The organism is Tichowtungia aerotolerans (assembly GCF_009905215.1).
GTDB lineage: Bacteria > Verrucomicrobiota > Kiritimatiellia > Kiritimatiellales > Tichowtungiaceae > Tichowtungia > Tichowtungia aerotolerans.
Genome location: NZ_CP047593.1, coordinates 3,302,216 through 3,315,170, shown reverse-complemented (window position 1 = coordinate 3,315,170; position 12,955 = coordinate 3,302,216). Strand labels below are relative to the sequence as shown.

Annotated in this window: 13 protein-coding genes and 1 tRNA gene; 8 read left to right on the top strand and 6 right to left on the bottom strand. The window is 54.2% G+C overall.

Annotated elements, in window-relative coordinates; translation table 11 throughout:
• The first annotated feature begins 137 nt into the window (after positions 1 to 137).
• The 3 genes from eno (at position 138) to thiD (ending at position 2,834) form a co-directional block, all read left to right on the top strand.
• Positions 138 to 1,412, top strand: coding sequence for a phosphopyruvate hydratase (gene eno / locus GT409_RS13495; protein ID WP_160629585.1), 1,275 nt, complete (start codon positions 138 to 140; stop codon positions 1,410 to 1,412).
• Between the two features lie 146 nt (positions 1,413 to 1,558).
• Positions 1,559 to 1,882: a septum formation initiator family protein gene (locus GT409_RS13490; protein WP_160629584.1), complete on the top strand. Its 324-nt coding sequence runs from the start codon at positions 1,559 to 1,561 to the stop codon at positions 1,880 to 1,882.
• Positions 1,883 to 1,958: 76 nt separating this feature from the next.
• Complete coding sequence (thiD, locus tag GT409_RS13485) at positions 1,959 to 2,834, top strand: bifunctional hydroxymethylpyrimidine kinase/phosphomethylpyrimidine kinase (protein ID WP_160629583.1); 876 nt, start codon at positions 1,959 to 1,961, stop codon at positions 2,832 to 2,834.
• 8 nt (positions 2,835 to 2,842) lie between these two features.
• Here thiD and GT409_RS13480 read toward each other — a convergent pair.
• The 4 genes from GT409_RS13480 to holA all read right to left on the bottom strand — a co-directional run bounded on the left by GT409_RS13480 (position 2,843) and on the right by holA (position 5,597).
• Positions 2,843 to 2,918: transfer RNA gene (locus tag GT409_RS13480), tRNA-Thr, on the bottom strand.
• Between the two features lie 83 nt (positions 2,919 to 3,001).
• A complete protein-coding gene (proC, locus tag GT409_RS13475) occupies positions 3,002 to 3,814 on the bottom strand; it encodes a pyrroline-5-carboxylate reductase (protein WP_233231564.1) in 813 nt (270 codons plus the stop codon).
• On the bottom strand, positions 3,811 to 4,485 hold the full coding sequence (locus GT409_RS13470) for a YggS family pyridoxal phosphate-dependent enzyme (RefSeq protein WP_160629582.1): 675 nt from the start codon (positions 4,483 to 4,485) through the stop codon (positions 3,811 to 3,813). The genes proC and GT409_RS13470 overlap by 4 nt, the downstream gene beginning before the upstream one ends.
• Positions 4,486 to 4,508: 23 nt before the next feature.
• Complete coding sequence (gene holA / locus GT409_RS13465) at positions 4,509 to 5,597, bottom strand: DNA polymerase III subunit delta (protein WP_160629581.1); 1,089 nt, start codon at positions 5,595 to 5,597, stop codon at positions 4,509 to 4,511.
• A gap of 53 nt (positions 5,598 to 5,650) precedes the next feature.
• Here holA and GT409_RS13460 point away from each other — a divergent pair, with 53 nt between their 5' ends.
• Complete coding sequence (locus tag GT409_RS13460) at positions 5,651 to 6,136, top strand: HIT family protein (RefSeq protein WP_160629580.1); 486 nt, start codon at positions 5,651 to 5,653, stop codon at positions 6,134 to 6,136.
• 65 nt (positions 6,137 to 6,201) lie between these two features.
• A complete protein-coding gene (locus GT409_RS13455; protein WP_160629579.1) occupies positions 6,202 to 6,618 on the top strand; it encodes a hypothetical protein in 417 nt (138 codons plus the stop codon).
• A 24-nt stretch (positions 6,619 to 6,642) separates the two neighbouring features.
• Here GT409_RS13455 and GT409_RS13450 read toward each other — a convergent pair whose 3' ends face one another.
• Both GT409_RS13450 and GT409_RS13445 read right to left on the bottom strand, forming a co-directional pair.
• Positions 6,643 to 8,412, bottom strand: a complete 1,770-nt coding sequence (locus GT409_RS13450; RefSeq protein ID WP_160629578.1) for a B12-binding domain-containing radical SAM protein — start codon at positions 8,410 to 8,412, stop codon at positions 6,643 to 6,645.
• Positions 8,409 to 9,122: a biotin--[acetyl-CoA-carboxylase] ligase gene (locus GT409_RS13445; protein ID WP_160629577.1), complete on the bottom strand. Its 714-nt coding sequence runs from the start codon at positions 9,120 to 9,122 to the stop codon at positions 8,409 to 8,411. Before GT409_RS13445 ends, GT409_RS13450 begins: the two co-directional genes overlap by 4 nt.
• Positions 9,123 to 9,228: 106 nt before the next feature.
• Between GT409_RS13445 and GT409_RS13440 the strand changes: the two genes are divergently transcribed.
• The 3 genes from GT409_RS13440 (at position 9,229) to GT409_RS13430 (ending at position 12,867) form a co-directional block, all read left to right on the top strand.
• On the top strand, positions 9,229 to 9,444 hold the full coding sequence (locus GT409_RS13440; protein ID WP_160629576.1) for an OadG family protein: 216 nt from the start codon (positions 9,229 to 9,231) through the stop codon (positions 9,442 to 9,444).
• Between the two features lie 29 nt (positions 9,445 to 9,473).
• On the top strand, positions 9,474 to 11,276 hold the full coding sequence (locus GT409_RS13435; protein WP_160630129.1) for a biotin/lipoyl-containing protein: 1,803 nt from the start codon (positions 9,474 to 9,476) through the stop codon (positions 11,274 to 11,276).
• A gap of 478 nt (positions 11,277 to 11,754) precedes the next feature.
• Entirely contained in the window at positions 11,755 to 12,867 is a 1,113-nt protein-coding gene (locus GT409_RS13430; RefSeq protein ID WP_233231664.1) for a sodium ion-translocating decarboxylase subunit beta, read from the top strand.
• Positions 12,868 to 12,955 lie beyond the last annotated feature (88 nt).

Genomic DNA, 12,955 nt, shown 5'->3' with positions numbered 1-12,955 from the left:
TCGGGGTGCGGTTCAACCCTGCGGACCCCAAACGGCGAATTTATACGCAATCTTAATAAAGACCCGCTTGCTCTCATCAAACTCTGGTCGTATAGTCGCGTCTCATTTCGAAGGGAACATCAAAAGGAGGAACCCCTATGTCAGCTATTATAGAAGTAATCGGTCGCGAAATTCTTGATTCACGCGGCAACCCGACCATCGAAGTCGATGTCATCCTCGAGTCCGGCGCAGCCGGCCGCGCGGGTGTTCCGTCCGGCGCATCCACCGGCGTCAACGAAGCGCTTGAACTGCGCGACGGCGACAAAAACCGCTACCTCGGCAAAGGCGTCCAGAAAGCCGTTGCCAACGTAAACGAAAAAATCGCCCCGGCGATCATCGGCATGGACGCCATGGACCAGGTCGGCGTCGACCAGTTCATGATCGGCCTCGACGGCACCGAAACAAAAAGCGAACTCGGCGCCAACGCCATGCTCGGCGTCTCCCTGGCTTGCGCGCACGCCGCCGCCGCTGAACTCGACATGCCGCTCTTCCGCTACATCGGCGGAACCAACGCCAAAGCCCTGCCCGTTCCGATGATGAACATCATTAACGGCGGATCGCACTCCGATGCTCCGATCGCCTTCCAGGAATTCATGATCCGTCCGGTTGGCGCCCCGTCCTTCAAAGAAGGCCTGCGCTGCGGCGCGGAAGTGTTCCACGCGCTCAAAGCCATCATCAAAGGCAAAGGCCTCTCCACTGCCGTCGGTGACGAAGGCGGATTTGCTCCGAACTTTGCAGGCGGAACCGAGGAAGCCCTCGACGCCATCATGCAGGCCATTAAAGACGCTGGATACGAGCCGGGCAAAGATGTGACTATCGGTCTCGACTGCGCCTCCTCCGAGTTCTACGAAGACGGCGTTTACAACTACGCAAAATTCGAAGGGGAAAGCGGAGCCAAACGTTCTTCTGAAGAACAAGCCAAATACCTCGAAGAACTTATCGGCAAATACCCGATCGACTCCATCGAAGACGGCATGAATGAAGAAGACTGGGCCGGATGGAAAGTCCTGACGGACCTGATCGGCGACAAATGCCAGCTCGTCGGCGACGACCTGTTCGTTACCAACGTGAAGTTCCTCGAACGCGGAATCAAAGAAGGCAGCGCCAACTCCATCCTCATCAAGGTCAACCAGATCGGAACGCTCACCGAGACACTCGACGCGATTGAAATGGCTCACAAAGCCGGCTTCACCGCTGTCGTTTCCCACCGCTCCGGTGAAACCTCCGACAACACCATTGCCGACATCGCCGTGGCCACCAACGCCGGCCAGATCAAAACCGGTTCCCTAAGCCGCTCCGACCGCATCAGCAAATACAACCAGCTGCTGCGCATCGAAGAAATGCTCGGCACCGAAGCCCGCTACGGTGACTAGCAGCTCTATTGCATAGATGCGCACAGTTTTCCACCATTGGAAAAGATCAGCGCCCTGGAGAATTCTCCAGGGCGTTTTCACATCTGAAGATCATCTTTCCCATTTCATACTTCATATTTCATCATTCATATTTCATATTCACCGCTGTGAGTGCTCAGAAATACTGGAATAAAGTCTATCGATATGTGGCCCTGGCGGTTGTGCTTCTTGCACTGATCGGGGTTGCATTTGCATTCCTGCCGAAAATCCAGCAGTTCCAGAACTATCAGGAAACCAAAAGTGACCTGGACGCCGATATCAGTGCGGAAAAAGAGCGCATTAAAGAACTTCGAATGAATCAGGAAAAGTTCAGCACGGACAGAAATTTTGTTCAGAAGATTGCTCACGAAATCGGATTTGTGCACGAAGGCGAAACGGTCTATCAGTTTGAAGAACGTCAGGCAACCAGCGTCGGCGTGCAGCCTGAATAACCATCATAATCCTGACCTTGGGCGCGAACCCGCCAGACATAGGGTTATGAGCATGGGCAAGAGAAGGAGAATGAATATGACAAAACCCATTGCATGGACCATAGCCGGATCCGATTCCGGCGGAGGCGCCGGTGTTCAGGCAGACCTTAAGGTGATGAATCTGCTCGGCGTGCATGCCTGTTCCGTCATTACCGCCCTCACGGCACAAAACACCGTCGGCACCGGCCTTCTCGAATGGGTCGCACCCGATATGCTGAAGGCCCAGCTGGACGCTCTTCAATCCGATCTTCCTCCGGTGGCGGTTAAACTCGGCATGCTGGGCACCGTTGAAACTATTGAAATCGTCACCAGATTCCTGACCGGCACCCACGTGCCTTTTACTGTTTGCGATCCGGTGCTGATTTCATCCAGCGGAACCTTTCTGCTGGAAGCCAAAGCATGGCCGCTGGTGACTGAAAAACTGTTTCCTGTAATTGACCTGATTACGCCAAACCTTCCCGAAGCGGAACATCTGCTGGGAATGGAAATCGCAACCCCGTCCGATATTGAAACAGCGGCAAACATAGCGCTGTCGCTGGGAGTGAATGAAGTGCTGATTAAAGGCGGGCACGGTTCGCATGACGTTGAGCTCTCCAGCGACTACTGGAGCGACGGAACCGATCGCGCGTGGCTGTCCAGCCCCCGAATCGAAACCCGGAGCTCGCACGGCACCGGATGTGTGCTCTCCTCTGCCATTGCCGCAGCCCGCGCCCTCGGCTGCCAGCCGCTGGACAGCATTGTGCTGGCCAAAACCTATTTAAATCAGGGGCTGCGTCAGGCTCCGGATCTCGGGAACGGCTACGGCCCCCTCGCCTTCAATCCGTGGGAAAAAGCCGAAGAAGATCTGCCGATGATTTCCAAAACGGCAGAAGACCCCGGCGTGCGCGCAGAGTTCCCTGTGTTTGGAAACTGAAAAGAGAATGGAGCCAATGAGCGGATTCGAACCGCTGACCTATTCATTACGAGTGAATTGCTCTACCAGCTGAGCTACATTGGCCTCGAAAGAAGCGCGTATTAAGCCAAAGCTCGTCCATCCGGTCAAGGCCATAGCTTTAGCTTTCCAGGGTTTGGAACCGTTTTTTATCCGGATAGCTCTTTGGAGCGCATTTGCGCGGCTTTAAGCGCCTTGATAATTGCCGGCTTCACACCGGACTCCTCCATGGAGGTCATGGCAGCAAAGGTGGTGCCGCCTTTGGACGTTACTTTCGCCCGCAGTTCCGCAGCCTCTTCGCCGGAGTCTTTCATCAGCCGCGCGGCGCCTTCAACGGTTTGCAGCGCCAGCGTGCGGGCGGTTTCTTTTTCAAGCCCCATTTCTTCAGCAGCAGCCAGCATGCTTTCGAGCAGGTAAAACACATAGGCAGGGCCGGAGCCGCTCAGGGCGGTTACTGCGTCCAGATCTTTTTCATCCACCCGAACCGTTTCGCCGACACATCCCAGAATGGTTTCTGCCACTTCCAGATCCGCCTCGTCCGCCAGACGGCCGGCAGCGATTCCGGATGCGCCCTGCCCGATTAATGCCGGCGTGTTCGGCATCACGCGGATCACCCGGGTTCCCTCGCCCAGCGCTCTCTCAATTTTTTCAGCAGTGATTCCGGCAGCAATGCTGATCACCAGCGTTTCTTTGCGCAGAACCGGTGCAATATCTTCAAGCACATCATTCATGATCTGAGGTTTCACTGCCAGCACAACGATTTCAGCGTTTTTCACCACGCTGTTGTCAGCAGACGTGCTGACCCCGAGGTCCGTCTCTAAACCTGACAGCCTCTCCGGACGGATGTCCGTCATCACAATTTTTTCCGCTGCGCAGAATTCGGCTCTCACCATGCCGGCGGCGATCGCTTCAGCCATGTTTCCTGCTCCGACAAAAACCACTTTTGATTCCATAATACTCATGATCGTTCTCCAAAAATATCCGTTCCCACTCTCACAAACGTTGAGCCTTCTTCAATCGCAATTTCAAAATCGCCGGACATGCCCATCGACAGTTCCGGAAGCGGAGTGCCGGTCTGCTCCTGCAGTTCATCGCGCAGTTTCCGAAGGTTTGAAAAATGAGTGCGCGCTTTTTCGGGATCCGGCGTAAACGGCGGGATCGTCATCAAGCCGTGGACTTCAACCCGCGAGCAGTTGTTGGCGGCCTCAATCAGGGCGGCGGCCTCTTCGGGTGCACAGCCGGATTTGGATCCTTCGCCTGAAACATTCACCTGAATCAGGATCGGCAGCGGTATTGCAGTATGCTGTTCGAGCGCCAGCAGCAGTTTTTCAGAATCGACCGAATGGATCATCCGGAACAGTCCGGACGCTGCGATTTTCGCTTTATTGCTCTGCAGATGACCGATCAGGTGCCATTGCAGGTTCGGCGGGCACTGCGGAATCTTGGTTTGTGCTTCCTGAACCCGGTTTTCCCCGAACAGGATCTGACCGGCGTCGGCCGCCTCCCGGACAGCCTCCGCCGGTTTGTACTTTGAAACCGCAATCAGCTTTACATCCCCCCGGCTGCGGCCGGATCTCTCACATGCAGCGCAAATACGTTCTTCAATCAGTTTTAAATTTTCAGCAATCGACATATCCCGGATTCCCAAATAAAGGATTAAACTTTTGCGACCAGCTTGATCACGAGCATTTCAAGGATCATTTCCTGAGCGACCGAGCCGGACACGAGCTGTTCGTGAGTCTCCAGCAGACGTTTCTGGCACACCCGCAGTTCTTCTGCAGTGTAGTTCTTCGCCTGCTGCCCGAGTTTCCCAACCCGAAACCAGTGCATTTTACGAGGATCGGCCGGAAGCTGGATGAACATACGGTCCATCTCAGGATCATGTGCCCACTGCACCGATCCCGCGCCGCGCGATCCACTCAGGCGCAACCAGCCCTGGTCAAAATAGGCCCGGAACTGCGTCAGGTTCCGGTACAGTGTCTCGATGGCAAACATCAGCGCAACCGGAGCCTCTCCCTGGAAAATGAGCTGACGAAGAATTTTCAGGGCCTCATCGAGCTTTCGCTCGCCCAATGCATCGGTAAAGTCCCAGGCGATAGCCTCGGAGGATGACGATGTAATCGCTTTTACATCATCAACCGTGATTTCATTGCGATCGCCGATGTACAGCGTCAGCTTTTCCGCTTCCATGACCAGCTGGCGCGTATCCATGCCGACCTTCTCAATAAAAAGATCGAGAGCCGCCGGACTGACCCGGCACTGTGCCTTTGCAAAAAGCTTCTGCGCCCGCTCACGAATAATCGGCTCTTTCAAATAAGCCTGTTCCGGCAGATCATACGTCTCTACGTCCGCCCCCGCCTGACAGGCCTTATAAAAGGCGGAACGCCGATCGACTCCAGGAGCTGAGATAATCAGGTGCTGACCATCCGGAAGACCGTTCTTGATATCTTCGGCCAACTGCGCCAGCAGATCCTTTATCTCTTTGTTTTTCGAGATAACCTTGTCCTTGAAAATCGATACGTCACGAAGCCAGACGGTTTTCTGCCCACTGAACAACCCGACCGTTCGCAACGCTCCGATCGCCGTTTTCAATGCAGAAACCGCCTCATCGACGGTTTTCACATCCCCTTCAATTGTTTCGAGCCCCAGCGTCTGTTCTTCCTCTGGGCAGAGAGCGTTGACAGCCTTGCGGGAGTGATGACTCACCAGGTATTCGTCGGTTCCATGAATCAGTTTTATTGCCACGAAAGAAATTCCTTATTTGCGTTGAAGAAATATCTTAATCATAATCCCAATCTATGAGCAACACGAACCGACCGTTATGGGCGCCTTGGCGCATTGAGTACATCCGGGCAGAAAAGGAAAATGAATGTTTTCTCTGCAGGATGCTTGAGGAAGACACAGACCGCGACAATCTGATTCTTTTCCGCAGTAAAACCTGTGCAGTTGTGATGAACCGATTCCCGTACACCAGCGGCCACCTGATGGTTTGCCCCCAGCGACATATCGCGGATTTCTCCGAACTGACACAAGAGGAAGATCTGGAAATGTGCGAACTGACCCGACGCGCCATAGCCGCCCTGCGCAACGCCATGCAGCCGGAAGGATTTAATATCGGAACCAACCTGGGCTCCGCGGCCGGCGCCGGGCTGAAAGATCACCTGCACCGCCACATCGTTCCGCGCTGGGTGGGAGATACCAACTTTATGGCCGTCATTGGCGACCGGCATGTGGTGCCGGAATCGCTGACCACCACCTATGATATCTTGCTGGAGAAGTTCTGAGGCGAGCCTGATGTCTCATTGCCTTGACAACATCCGAAGGCACCCATTCTCGTTAAACAACCGCGGTGTCCCAAATAAAAAATAAGCCACAAAAATCATCAATAGGCCTATTAAAAGGACTCGTTGCAACGAGTCTCTTATTACTTGGTTTAGATAGATTATTCAGTCCCTCCCCTATCACTGTAAAAGATCTGGAGTGGCATGTTTATGGCTCCAAATGTGTTGTTTCTTTTACCGCCGAAAATAAGTCAGAAGATCCTGTGCGTATGCTAATAGAGATCATTCCATGCAACATCGGAAGCAAGCACAATCCTCCCCTGCAAAAGGGATATGCAAAAATCAACACAAGCCTCCAACCAAAAGAAAAAAGGAAATATACCGAAACAGTTCGGCTAACTGACTTCAACGTTGGTCATGTTGATGTTATTCCCCGAATAAAAAAACAGCTCCTGATAAAAGGTAGAACACGACCACCTGCATGATATGGACTCAAACAGGTTCGCGTGTTAATGCACGAACCACTCCTCAACCGGCAAATCAAAGCCAAGGCCCAGATTGAAGTTGTAAGACGCAGCGCGCAAAGCATCACCAACGGCCTCAAGGTTGTGATCAAAATTCCCGGCAAACGGAACCTCGTTGCGTGCAAAGCCGGTGCGCACTTCCGGAAGCAGGCGAATTTCAAAGCGGTCCGGTTCGCGGGCCATTTCGCTGTGAGCGGTCAGGGCGAATCGGTGCCAATAGACCGAGTGCAGCGCGCCCTCCTCCATTAAGCCGCGCACAGTTTCCAGCCCCTGAAAAACCTCATCCCGCGTCTGCGTTGGAAAGCCGTACATTAGATAGGCGTGCGTCAAAATGCCGGCATCAGCAAAATTACGAAGCACCTGCGAAGCGTCTTCGACGGTAATTCCTTTTCTCATCAGCTTGAGCGTACGGTCACTGCAGGTTTCCAGACCTCCGGTTACAGCAATGCAACCCGCATGCGCCATTTTCCTGACCAGCTCTTCGCCGAGCCGCTTCTCAAAACGAATGTTGCCCCACCACTCCACATTTAGACCGCGTTTCAGAATCTCACTGCAAAGTCCATCCAGCAAATCCGGCGGCAGTGCCTCATCGACAAAATGGAACCCGTTGGAGCCGCTCTCCGCCATCATGCTTTCCATCCAGTCACAAATGGTTTTGGGCGAAGCCGGATCATACCGGCAAATGTAATCGATGGACGTGTCGCAAAACGCACAGCGGCTCCAGCAGCAACCCTGGGCTAAAACCAGCTTGTTCCATCGTCCATCCGACCATAACCGTGTCACCGGATTGAGCACTTCGAACAGTCCGAAACAGTCATTCAAAGGAAGCCCGTCCAGAACGGGTGCCGGCAGAGAATCATGCGGAACAACAGTGTCGTCATCCTCATAAAACCGAACCGCTCCGCCTTCGCGCACAAAGGTGCGCACCGGGGTTTCTCCATTGACCAGCCGCAGCAGAGGAATCATGCCGCTGTCGAGACAGACAAAATCCACAAAATCAAAAACCTGCGGATCTGCCAGCTCCCTCAGTTCAGTATTCACATACCCCCCGCCGAGAACCACGTTTACCTCGGGCTGGATCTGCTTCATCCTCCGGGCAGTCATGATCGCTCCTGCCAGACACCCGGGAAAGGGTACCGTCAGAACCACAAGGTCCGGGGCGTGCTGTTCTATATACCGATCGGCCAGAGACTCCAGCTTCCCCCTGAACATTGACTTCTGTGTCACAACATTCAGTACATCCTTAAACCCAACAGCGGCAGCGCACTGCGACTCGGCGTAGCGGGAAAAACCGAAGTTAGGATCAGCCAGTTTAAATGCTTCGGCGATATCATCGAGATACAGACTGCATAGATGACGGGCACGATCCTCACCGTTCAGCCCGCGAAAATCCCATTGGAGCTGCTCCTCCTGATCGTAGGCGCGCGCAAGATTCGGTCCTTCCGGCAAAGCGACATTCAGCGAGTCGCTTTTGCCCTGGAGAAATGCAACAACCGGTTCAATGGTTTCGAGATAAGCAGCCCTTTGCTCCAGAAACCCGGTCGCCGCAGACCGTTGCCCCGACGCAGCCGATTCCAATCTTTGGAAAAGCTCACAAAGCCCCTCTTTTGAGAACAGCTTCAGCAGCAGTTCCAGCGACAGGTCCGCCTGAACCGCATCATGCCCCTGCGAACGAAGCCACGCCGTCAACAGCGGGGTTGCAGCATACGGCGTGTTCGGCTGCAGCAGAGGTGGAGTGATCAGTAGAATCTTCATGAGCTCACATCACCGGCCCAGACGGGGCTGACGGTTCCAGACTGATCCTGAAGAAGCAGTTCACCGTTTTCGCCGAAGCCGGCGAGCAGTCCTTCACGAAAAGCGTCACCGTCGCGCACGGATATCATTTTTCCAATGTTCGGGACATGGGCTTCCCATTTTTTCCGAACCCTGGAAAAGCCGCCCTGCGCCCATTCGTCGAGGCGCCCGGAAAGGATCGGAAGCAGCTTTTCAAGCAGCTCGTCGAGACTGTGGCGCGAACCGCTTTCGATCAGCATGGAGGTGGCGGGCTGATCGATATGACCTGCATTCTGCATATTCACGTTGAGCCCGATTCCAACGATAATTCCACCGGGCACTCCTTCAGAGAGAATCCCGCAGATTTTGCGTCCGTTTACCAGAACATCGTTCGGCCACTTCAGGTCGGCAGAAATACCTTCCTGCGTCAGTAATTCAGCCACAGCCACAGCGGCGGCCATTGCGGCGGCAGGCAGTTTCTGCGGCTCGCAGCTGCCGAGCAAAAGAAAGGAAAAAGTAAGGTTTTCGTTAGCGGAAGCAAGCCAGCTTCGCCCTCTCCGGCCCCGTCCATGGGTTTGCTCTCTTGTCGCAACTACCGTTCCTGAAGGGAGTTGCGAGTCGACCTCGAGCAGTTCCTTTAAAAAAGTATTGGTCGATGGCAGACGGTCGTACCATCGCAAACAGAATTTCATTATTTAACTTTCAGTTATTTATTTGTCGTTTTGACTGGTTCTAACGGCCTTGTTTCCGTAGAAAGCAGGCTATTTTACACATCTGCGAAAAATAAAGGATAAAATTATGGGTCAAGGACTGGTTTTAATGGTGATCGGAATGGCGACGGTTTTCGCCTTTCTTGTTCTTCTGGTTGTCGCAATGCAGACGGCTTCGGCTTTCTTCAAAAAGTTTTCACATCTTTTTCCAGAAGAGACCGCAGAAACTGCAGCACCGGCAGCTGCAAGTCCCGCGGCAGCCATTGCTGTTGCTCTGGCGGCGATCCGGGCAAAACGGGGTTAAATAGAATTTAAAACATTAAGGAGTAAATGATGGCTAAAAAAACAATCCATATTATGAACACCGCGTTCCGCGACGGCTTTCAGTCCGTCTACGGTGCACGTGTATTGACAGAAGACTTCCTACCGGCAGTAAAAGCCTGTGTGGAAGCCGGACAGACTCATTTTGAAGCCGGTGGCGGCGCACGTTTCCAGGCTCCGTTCTTCTACTGCAACGAGTCCGCATTCGACATGATGGACCGGTTCCGCGAAACCGTCGGGCCGGATGCAAACCTGCAGACCCTCGGTCGCGGAATCAACGTAGTAGGCCTCGACTCCCAGTCTCGCGACATCATCGACCTGCACGCAAAAATGTTTGCCAAGCACGGCATCACCACCATTCGCAACTTTGACGCGCTCAACGACGTCAACAACCTGATCGACTCGGCCAATTCCATTAAAGCCCACGGCCTCAACCACGAGGTCGTCGTTACCATGATGGAGCTGCCTCCGGGATGCACCGGTGCCCATGACGTCGAGTTCTACCAGAAAACCCTGCAGGGCATTCTGGACTCGGGCATGGCATTCGACAGCGTCTGCTTCAAAGACGCCTCCGGAACCTCCACCCCGAAAAAAGTGTTCGAAACCATCCAGATGGCTCGCAAAATGCTGCCGTCTGAAACCAAACTGGTGTTCCACTCCCACGAAACAGCCGGCGTAGGAACTGTCGGTTACATTGCAGCCATCAAAGCCGGCGCGGACCAGGTCGACTGTTCCATGGCCCCCGCCTCCGGCGGAACCTGCCAGCCCGACGTGGCGACCCTCTGGCACGCCCTGCGCGGTGAAGACTACGAACTGGACGTCGACATCGACAAAATGATGCACGCCGAAACAGTCTTCAAAGACTGTATGGCCGACTACATGCTTCCGCCGGAAGCCAAAGCCGTTGAGCCGATGATTCCGTGGTCGCCGATGCCCGGCGGTGCGCTGACTGCCAACACGCAGATGATGCGCGACAACAACATCATGGACAAATACGAAGACTGCATCCACGCCATGGGTGAAGTGGTTCGTCGCGGCGGATTCGGAACGTCTGTAACTCCGGTTTCCCAGTTCTACTTCCAGCAGGCCTTCAACAACGTCATGTTTGGCCCATGGGAAAAAATCGCCGACGGTTACGGCAAAATGGTTCTCGGTTACTTCGGAAAAACTCCGTGCACACCCGACCCGGAAATCGTCAAACTCGCTTCTGAAAAGCTTGAGCTGGAACCGACCACCGAAAACCCGGTGGACATCAATGACCGCGACCCGAACAAAGGGGTCGACGCTGCCAGAAAAATGCTTCAGGAAAGCAGCATCGAAGAAACCGAAGAAAACATCTTCATCGCTGCTACCTGCAAACAGAAAGGGATCGACTTCCTGCTCGGAAAATCCGAAATCAACGGCGTACGCAAAGGCGCTTCCAAACCGGCCGCTGATGCCTCCGCAGGTGGTGATGGTGCTTACACCGTTACCGTTGACGGCAAAAAGTTTGCCGTTGAAGTCAAAGGCGACAAAGCGACCGTCAACGGCAAAGCCTACAGCATTGACGTTGCAGATGGTGTAGAAACCGCCTCCGCAGACGGCGCACACGAGTCCGCCGATTCCACCGTTGTGAAAGCCCAGATGCCGGGTAAAGTGATGAAACTCAGCGTCAACGTTGGCGATCACGTCAACGAAGGAGACGTTCTGATGATCATGGAAGCCATGAAAATGGAAGTCGAAATCAAGTCTCCTGCAACCGGAACGGTTTCGTCTGTCTCTGTGAATGTCGGTGATCAGGCTACCGGCGGCCAGGAGCTCGCATCGATCAACTAATCAGAAGGGTCTCACCGGAAGCCGGGATTTCCGGCTTCCGGTTCTCACTCTTAGACAAGGAAACTTTACCATGTTTAAAATGAAAAACCTATTTGGGCTGATCGCCCTCGCAGCGCTGCTGACGACAGGATTTTCAGTCGCTGACACGTCTTGCGAAAACGGCGTTTGCTCGTTCGACCAGGCCGTGGCAGTCGCCACTGAAAAAGAAGGCATTTCGATTGTTGAAGGCTTTAAAAAGCTCTGGCACGAAACCGGCATCTACCGCTTTCTGAATCCGCAGACTGCGGAAGAAAAGCATGCGGCATATGAAGATGCAGTCATCAAAACCGTTGCGGCCGAAATCACGGCCGGACATTTCAGCAATGCCCACAACGTTGTAGAAGAAGCATCCAAGCACGGCATTGATGCGTCCATTCTGGCTCCGCTCACCAAGCAGATCCAGGCTGCGGAATTCGAAGGACACAAATCCAGCGGTCTTCTGCCGGAAGGTGCCGGACAGTTTGTCATGATCCTCGTGGGCCTGCTGTTAATCTGGCTGGCCATCAAAAAGGGATTCGAACCCCTGCTGCTTCTGCCGATCGGGTTCGGCTGCATTCTGACCAACATCCCGATGGCAGGAATCGCGGACGGTCCGATGCCGGGACAGCCGGCCGGTTTCCTGTACTATTTCTACACCGTCGGTGTGCAGTCCGGAGTCTTCCCTCTGCTCATTTTCATGGGTGTGGGGGCCATGACCGACTTCGGTCCGCTGCTCGCCAATCCAAAGACCGCCCTGCTTGGTGCGGCTGCGCAGTTTGGTATATTCATCGCCCTGCTTGGTGCGCTATGGCTCTCCGGACTGATCCCGGCCATTGACTTCAACCTGCAGGATGCTGCATCCATCGGTATCATCGGTGGTGCCGACGGCCCGACCGCGATTTTCCTGTCGTCCCGTTTGTCACCGAACCTGCTCGGAGCCATCGCTGTGGCCGCCTACTCCTACATGGCGCTCGTACCGATTATCCAGCCGCCGATTATGCGTCTGTTCACCACCAAAGAAGAACGTCAGATCGAAATGAAACAGCTGCGCCACGTCTCCAAAGCGGAAAAAATTGTTTTCCCGCTGCTCGTGCTGGTTCTCTGTATTCTGCTGCTCCCGTCCGCCACTCCGCTGATCGGTATGCTCATGCTGGGCAACCTGATGAAAGAATCCTGCGTGGTGGATCGTCTGTCCGACACCGCTCAGAACGCACTCATCAACATCGTCACCATCATGCTCGGAACTGCCGTCGGCTCCAAACTGGCTGCTGAAAAATTCCTTAATGCCAACACGCTCGGAATTCTGGCTCTCGGGTTGGTCGCCTTCTGCATCGGCACTGCCTGCGGGGTTCTGCTGGCGAAGCTGATGAACAAGCTAAGCAAAGACAATATCAACCCGCTCATCGGTTCCGCCGGCGTATCGGCTGTGCCGATGGCCGCCCGTGTATCCAACAAAGTGGGCCTCGAAGAAAACCCGCAGAACTTCCTGCTCATGCACGCCATGGGCCCGAATGTTGCCGGTGTGATTGGATCCGCTGTAGCCGCCGGTGTGCTCCTCGCTCTCTGCGGGTAATTACATCACGGCTTGCTTTCAAGCTGAAAGCAGCGCACAAGACCCTGTTTTCCAATATTTGGAAAACAGGGTCTTTATTTTCCAGCCC

Bases quoted from the DNA above. Each gene is read 5' to 3' on its own strand.
- GT409_RS13450 (WP_160629578.1), bottom strand. From the start codon at position 8,412: ATGAAGATTCTACTGATCACTCCACCTCTGCTGCAGCCGAACACGCCG.
- thiD (WP_160629583.1), top strand. From the start codon at position 1,959: ATGACAAAACCCATTGCATGGACCATAGCCGGATCCGATTCCGGCGGA.
- GT409_RS13440 (WP_160629576.1), top strand. From the start codon at position 9,229: ATGGGTCAAGGACTGGTTTTAATGGTGATCGGAATGGCGACGGTTTTC.
- GT409_RS13435 (WP_160630129.1), top strand. From the start codon at position 9,474: ATGGCTAAAAAAACAATCCATATTATGAACACCGCGTTCCGCGACGGC.
- GT409_RS13460 (WP_160629580.1), top strand. From the start codon at position 5,651: ATGAGCAACACGAACCGACCGTTATGGGCGCCTTGGCGCATTGAGTAC.
- eno (WP_160629585.1), top strand. From the start codon at position 138: ATGTCAGCTATTATAGAAGTAATCGGTCGCGAAATTCTTGATTCACGC.
- proC (WP_233231564.1), bottom strand. From the start codon at position 3,814: ATGAGTATTATGGAATCAAAAGTGGTTTTTGTCGGAGCAGGAAACATG.
- GT409_RS13445 (WP_160629577.1), bottom strand. From the start codon at position 9,122: ATGAAATTCTGTTTGCGATGGTACGACCGTCTGCCATCGACCAATACT.
- GT409_RS13470 (WP_160629582.1), bottom strand. From the start codon at position 4,485: ATGTCGATTGCTGAAAATTTAAAACTGATTGAAGAACGTATTTGCGCT.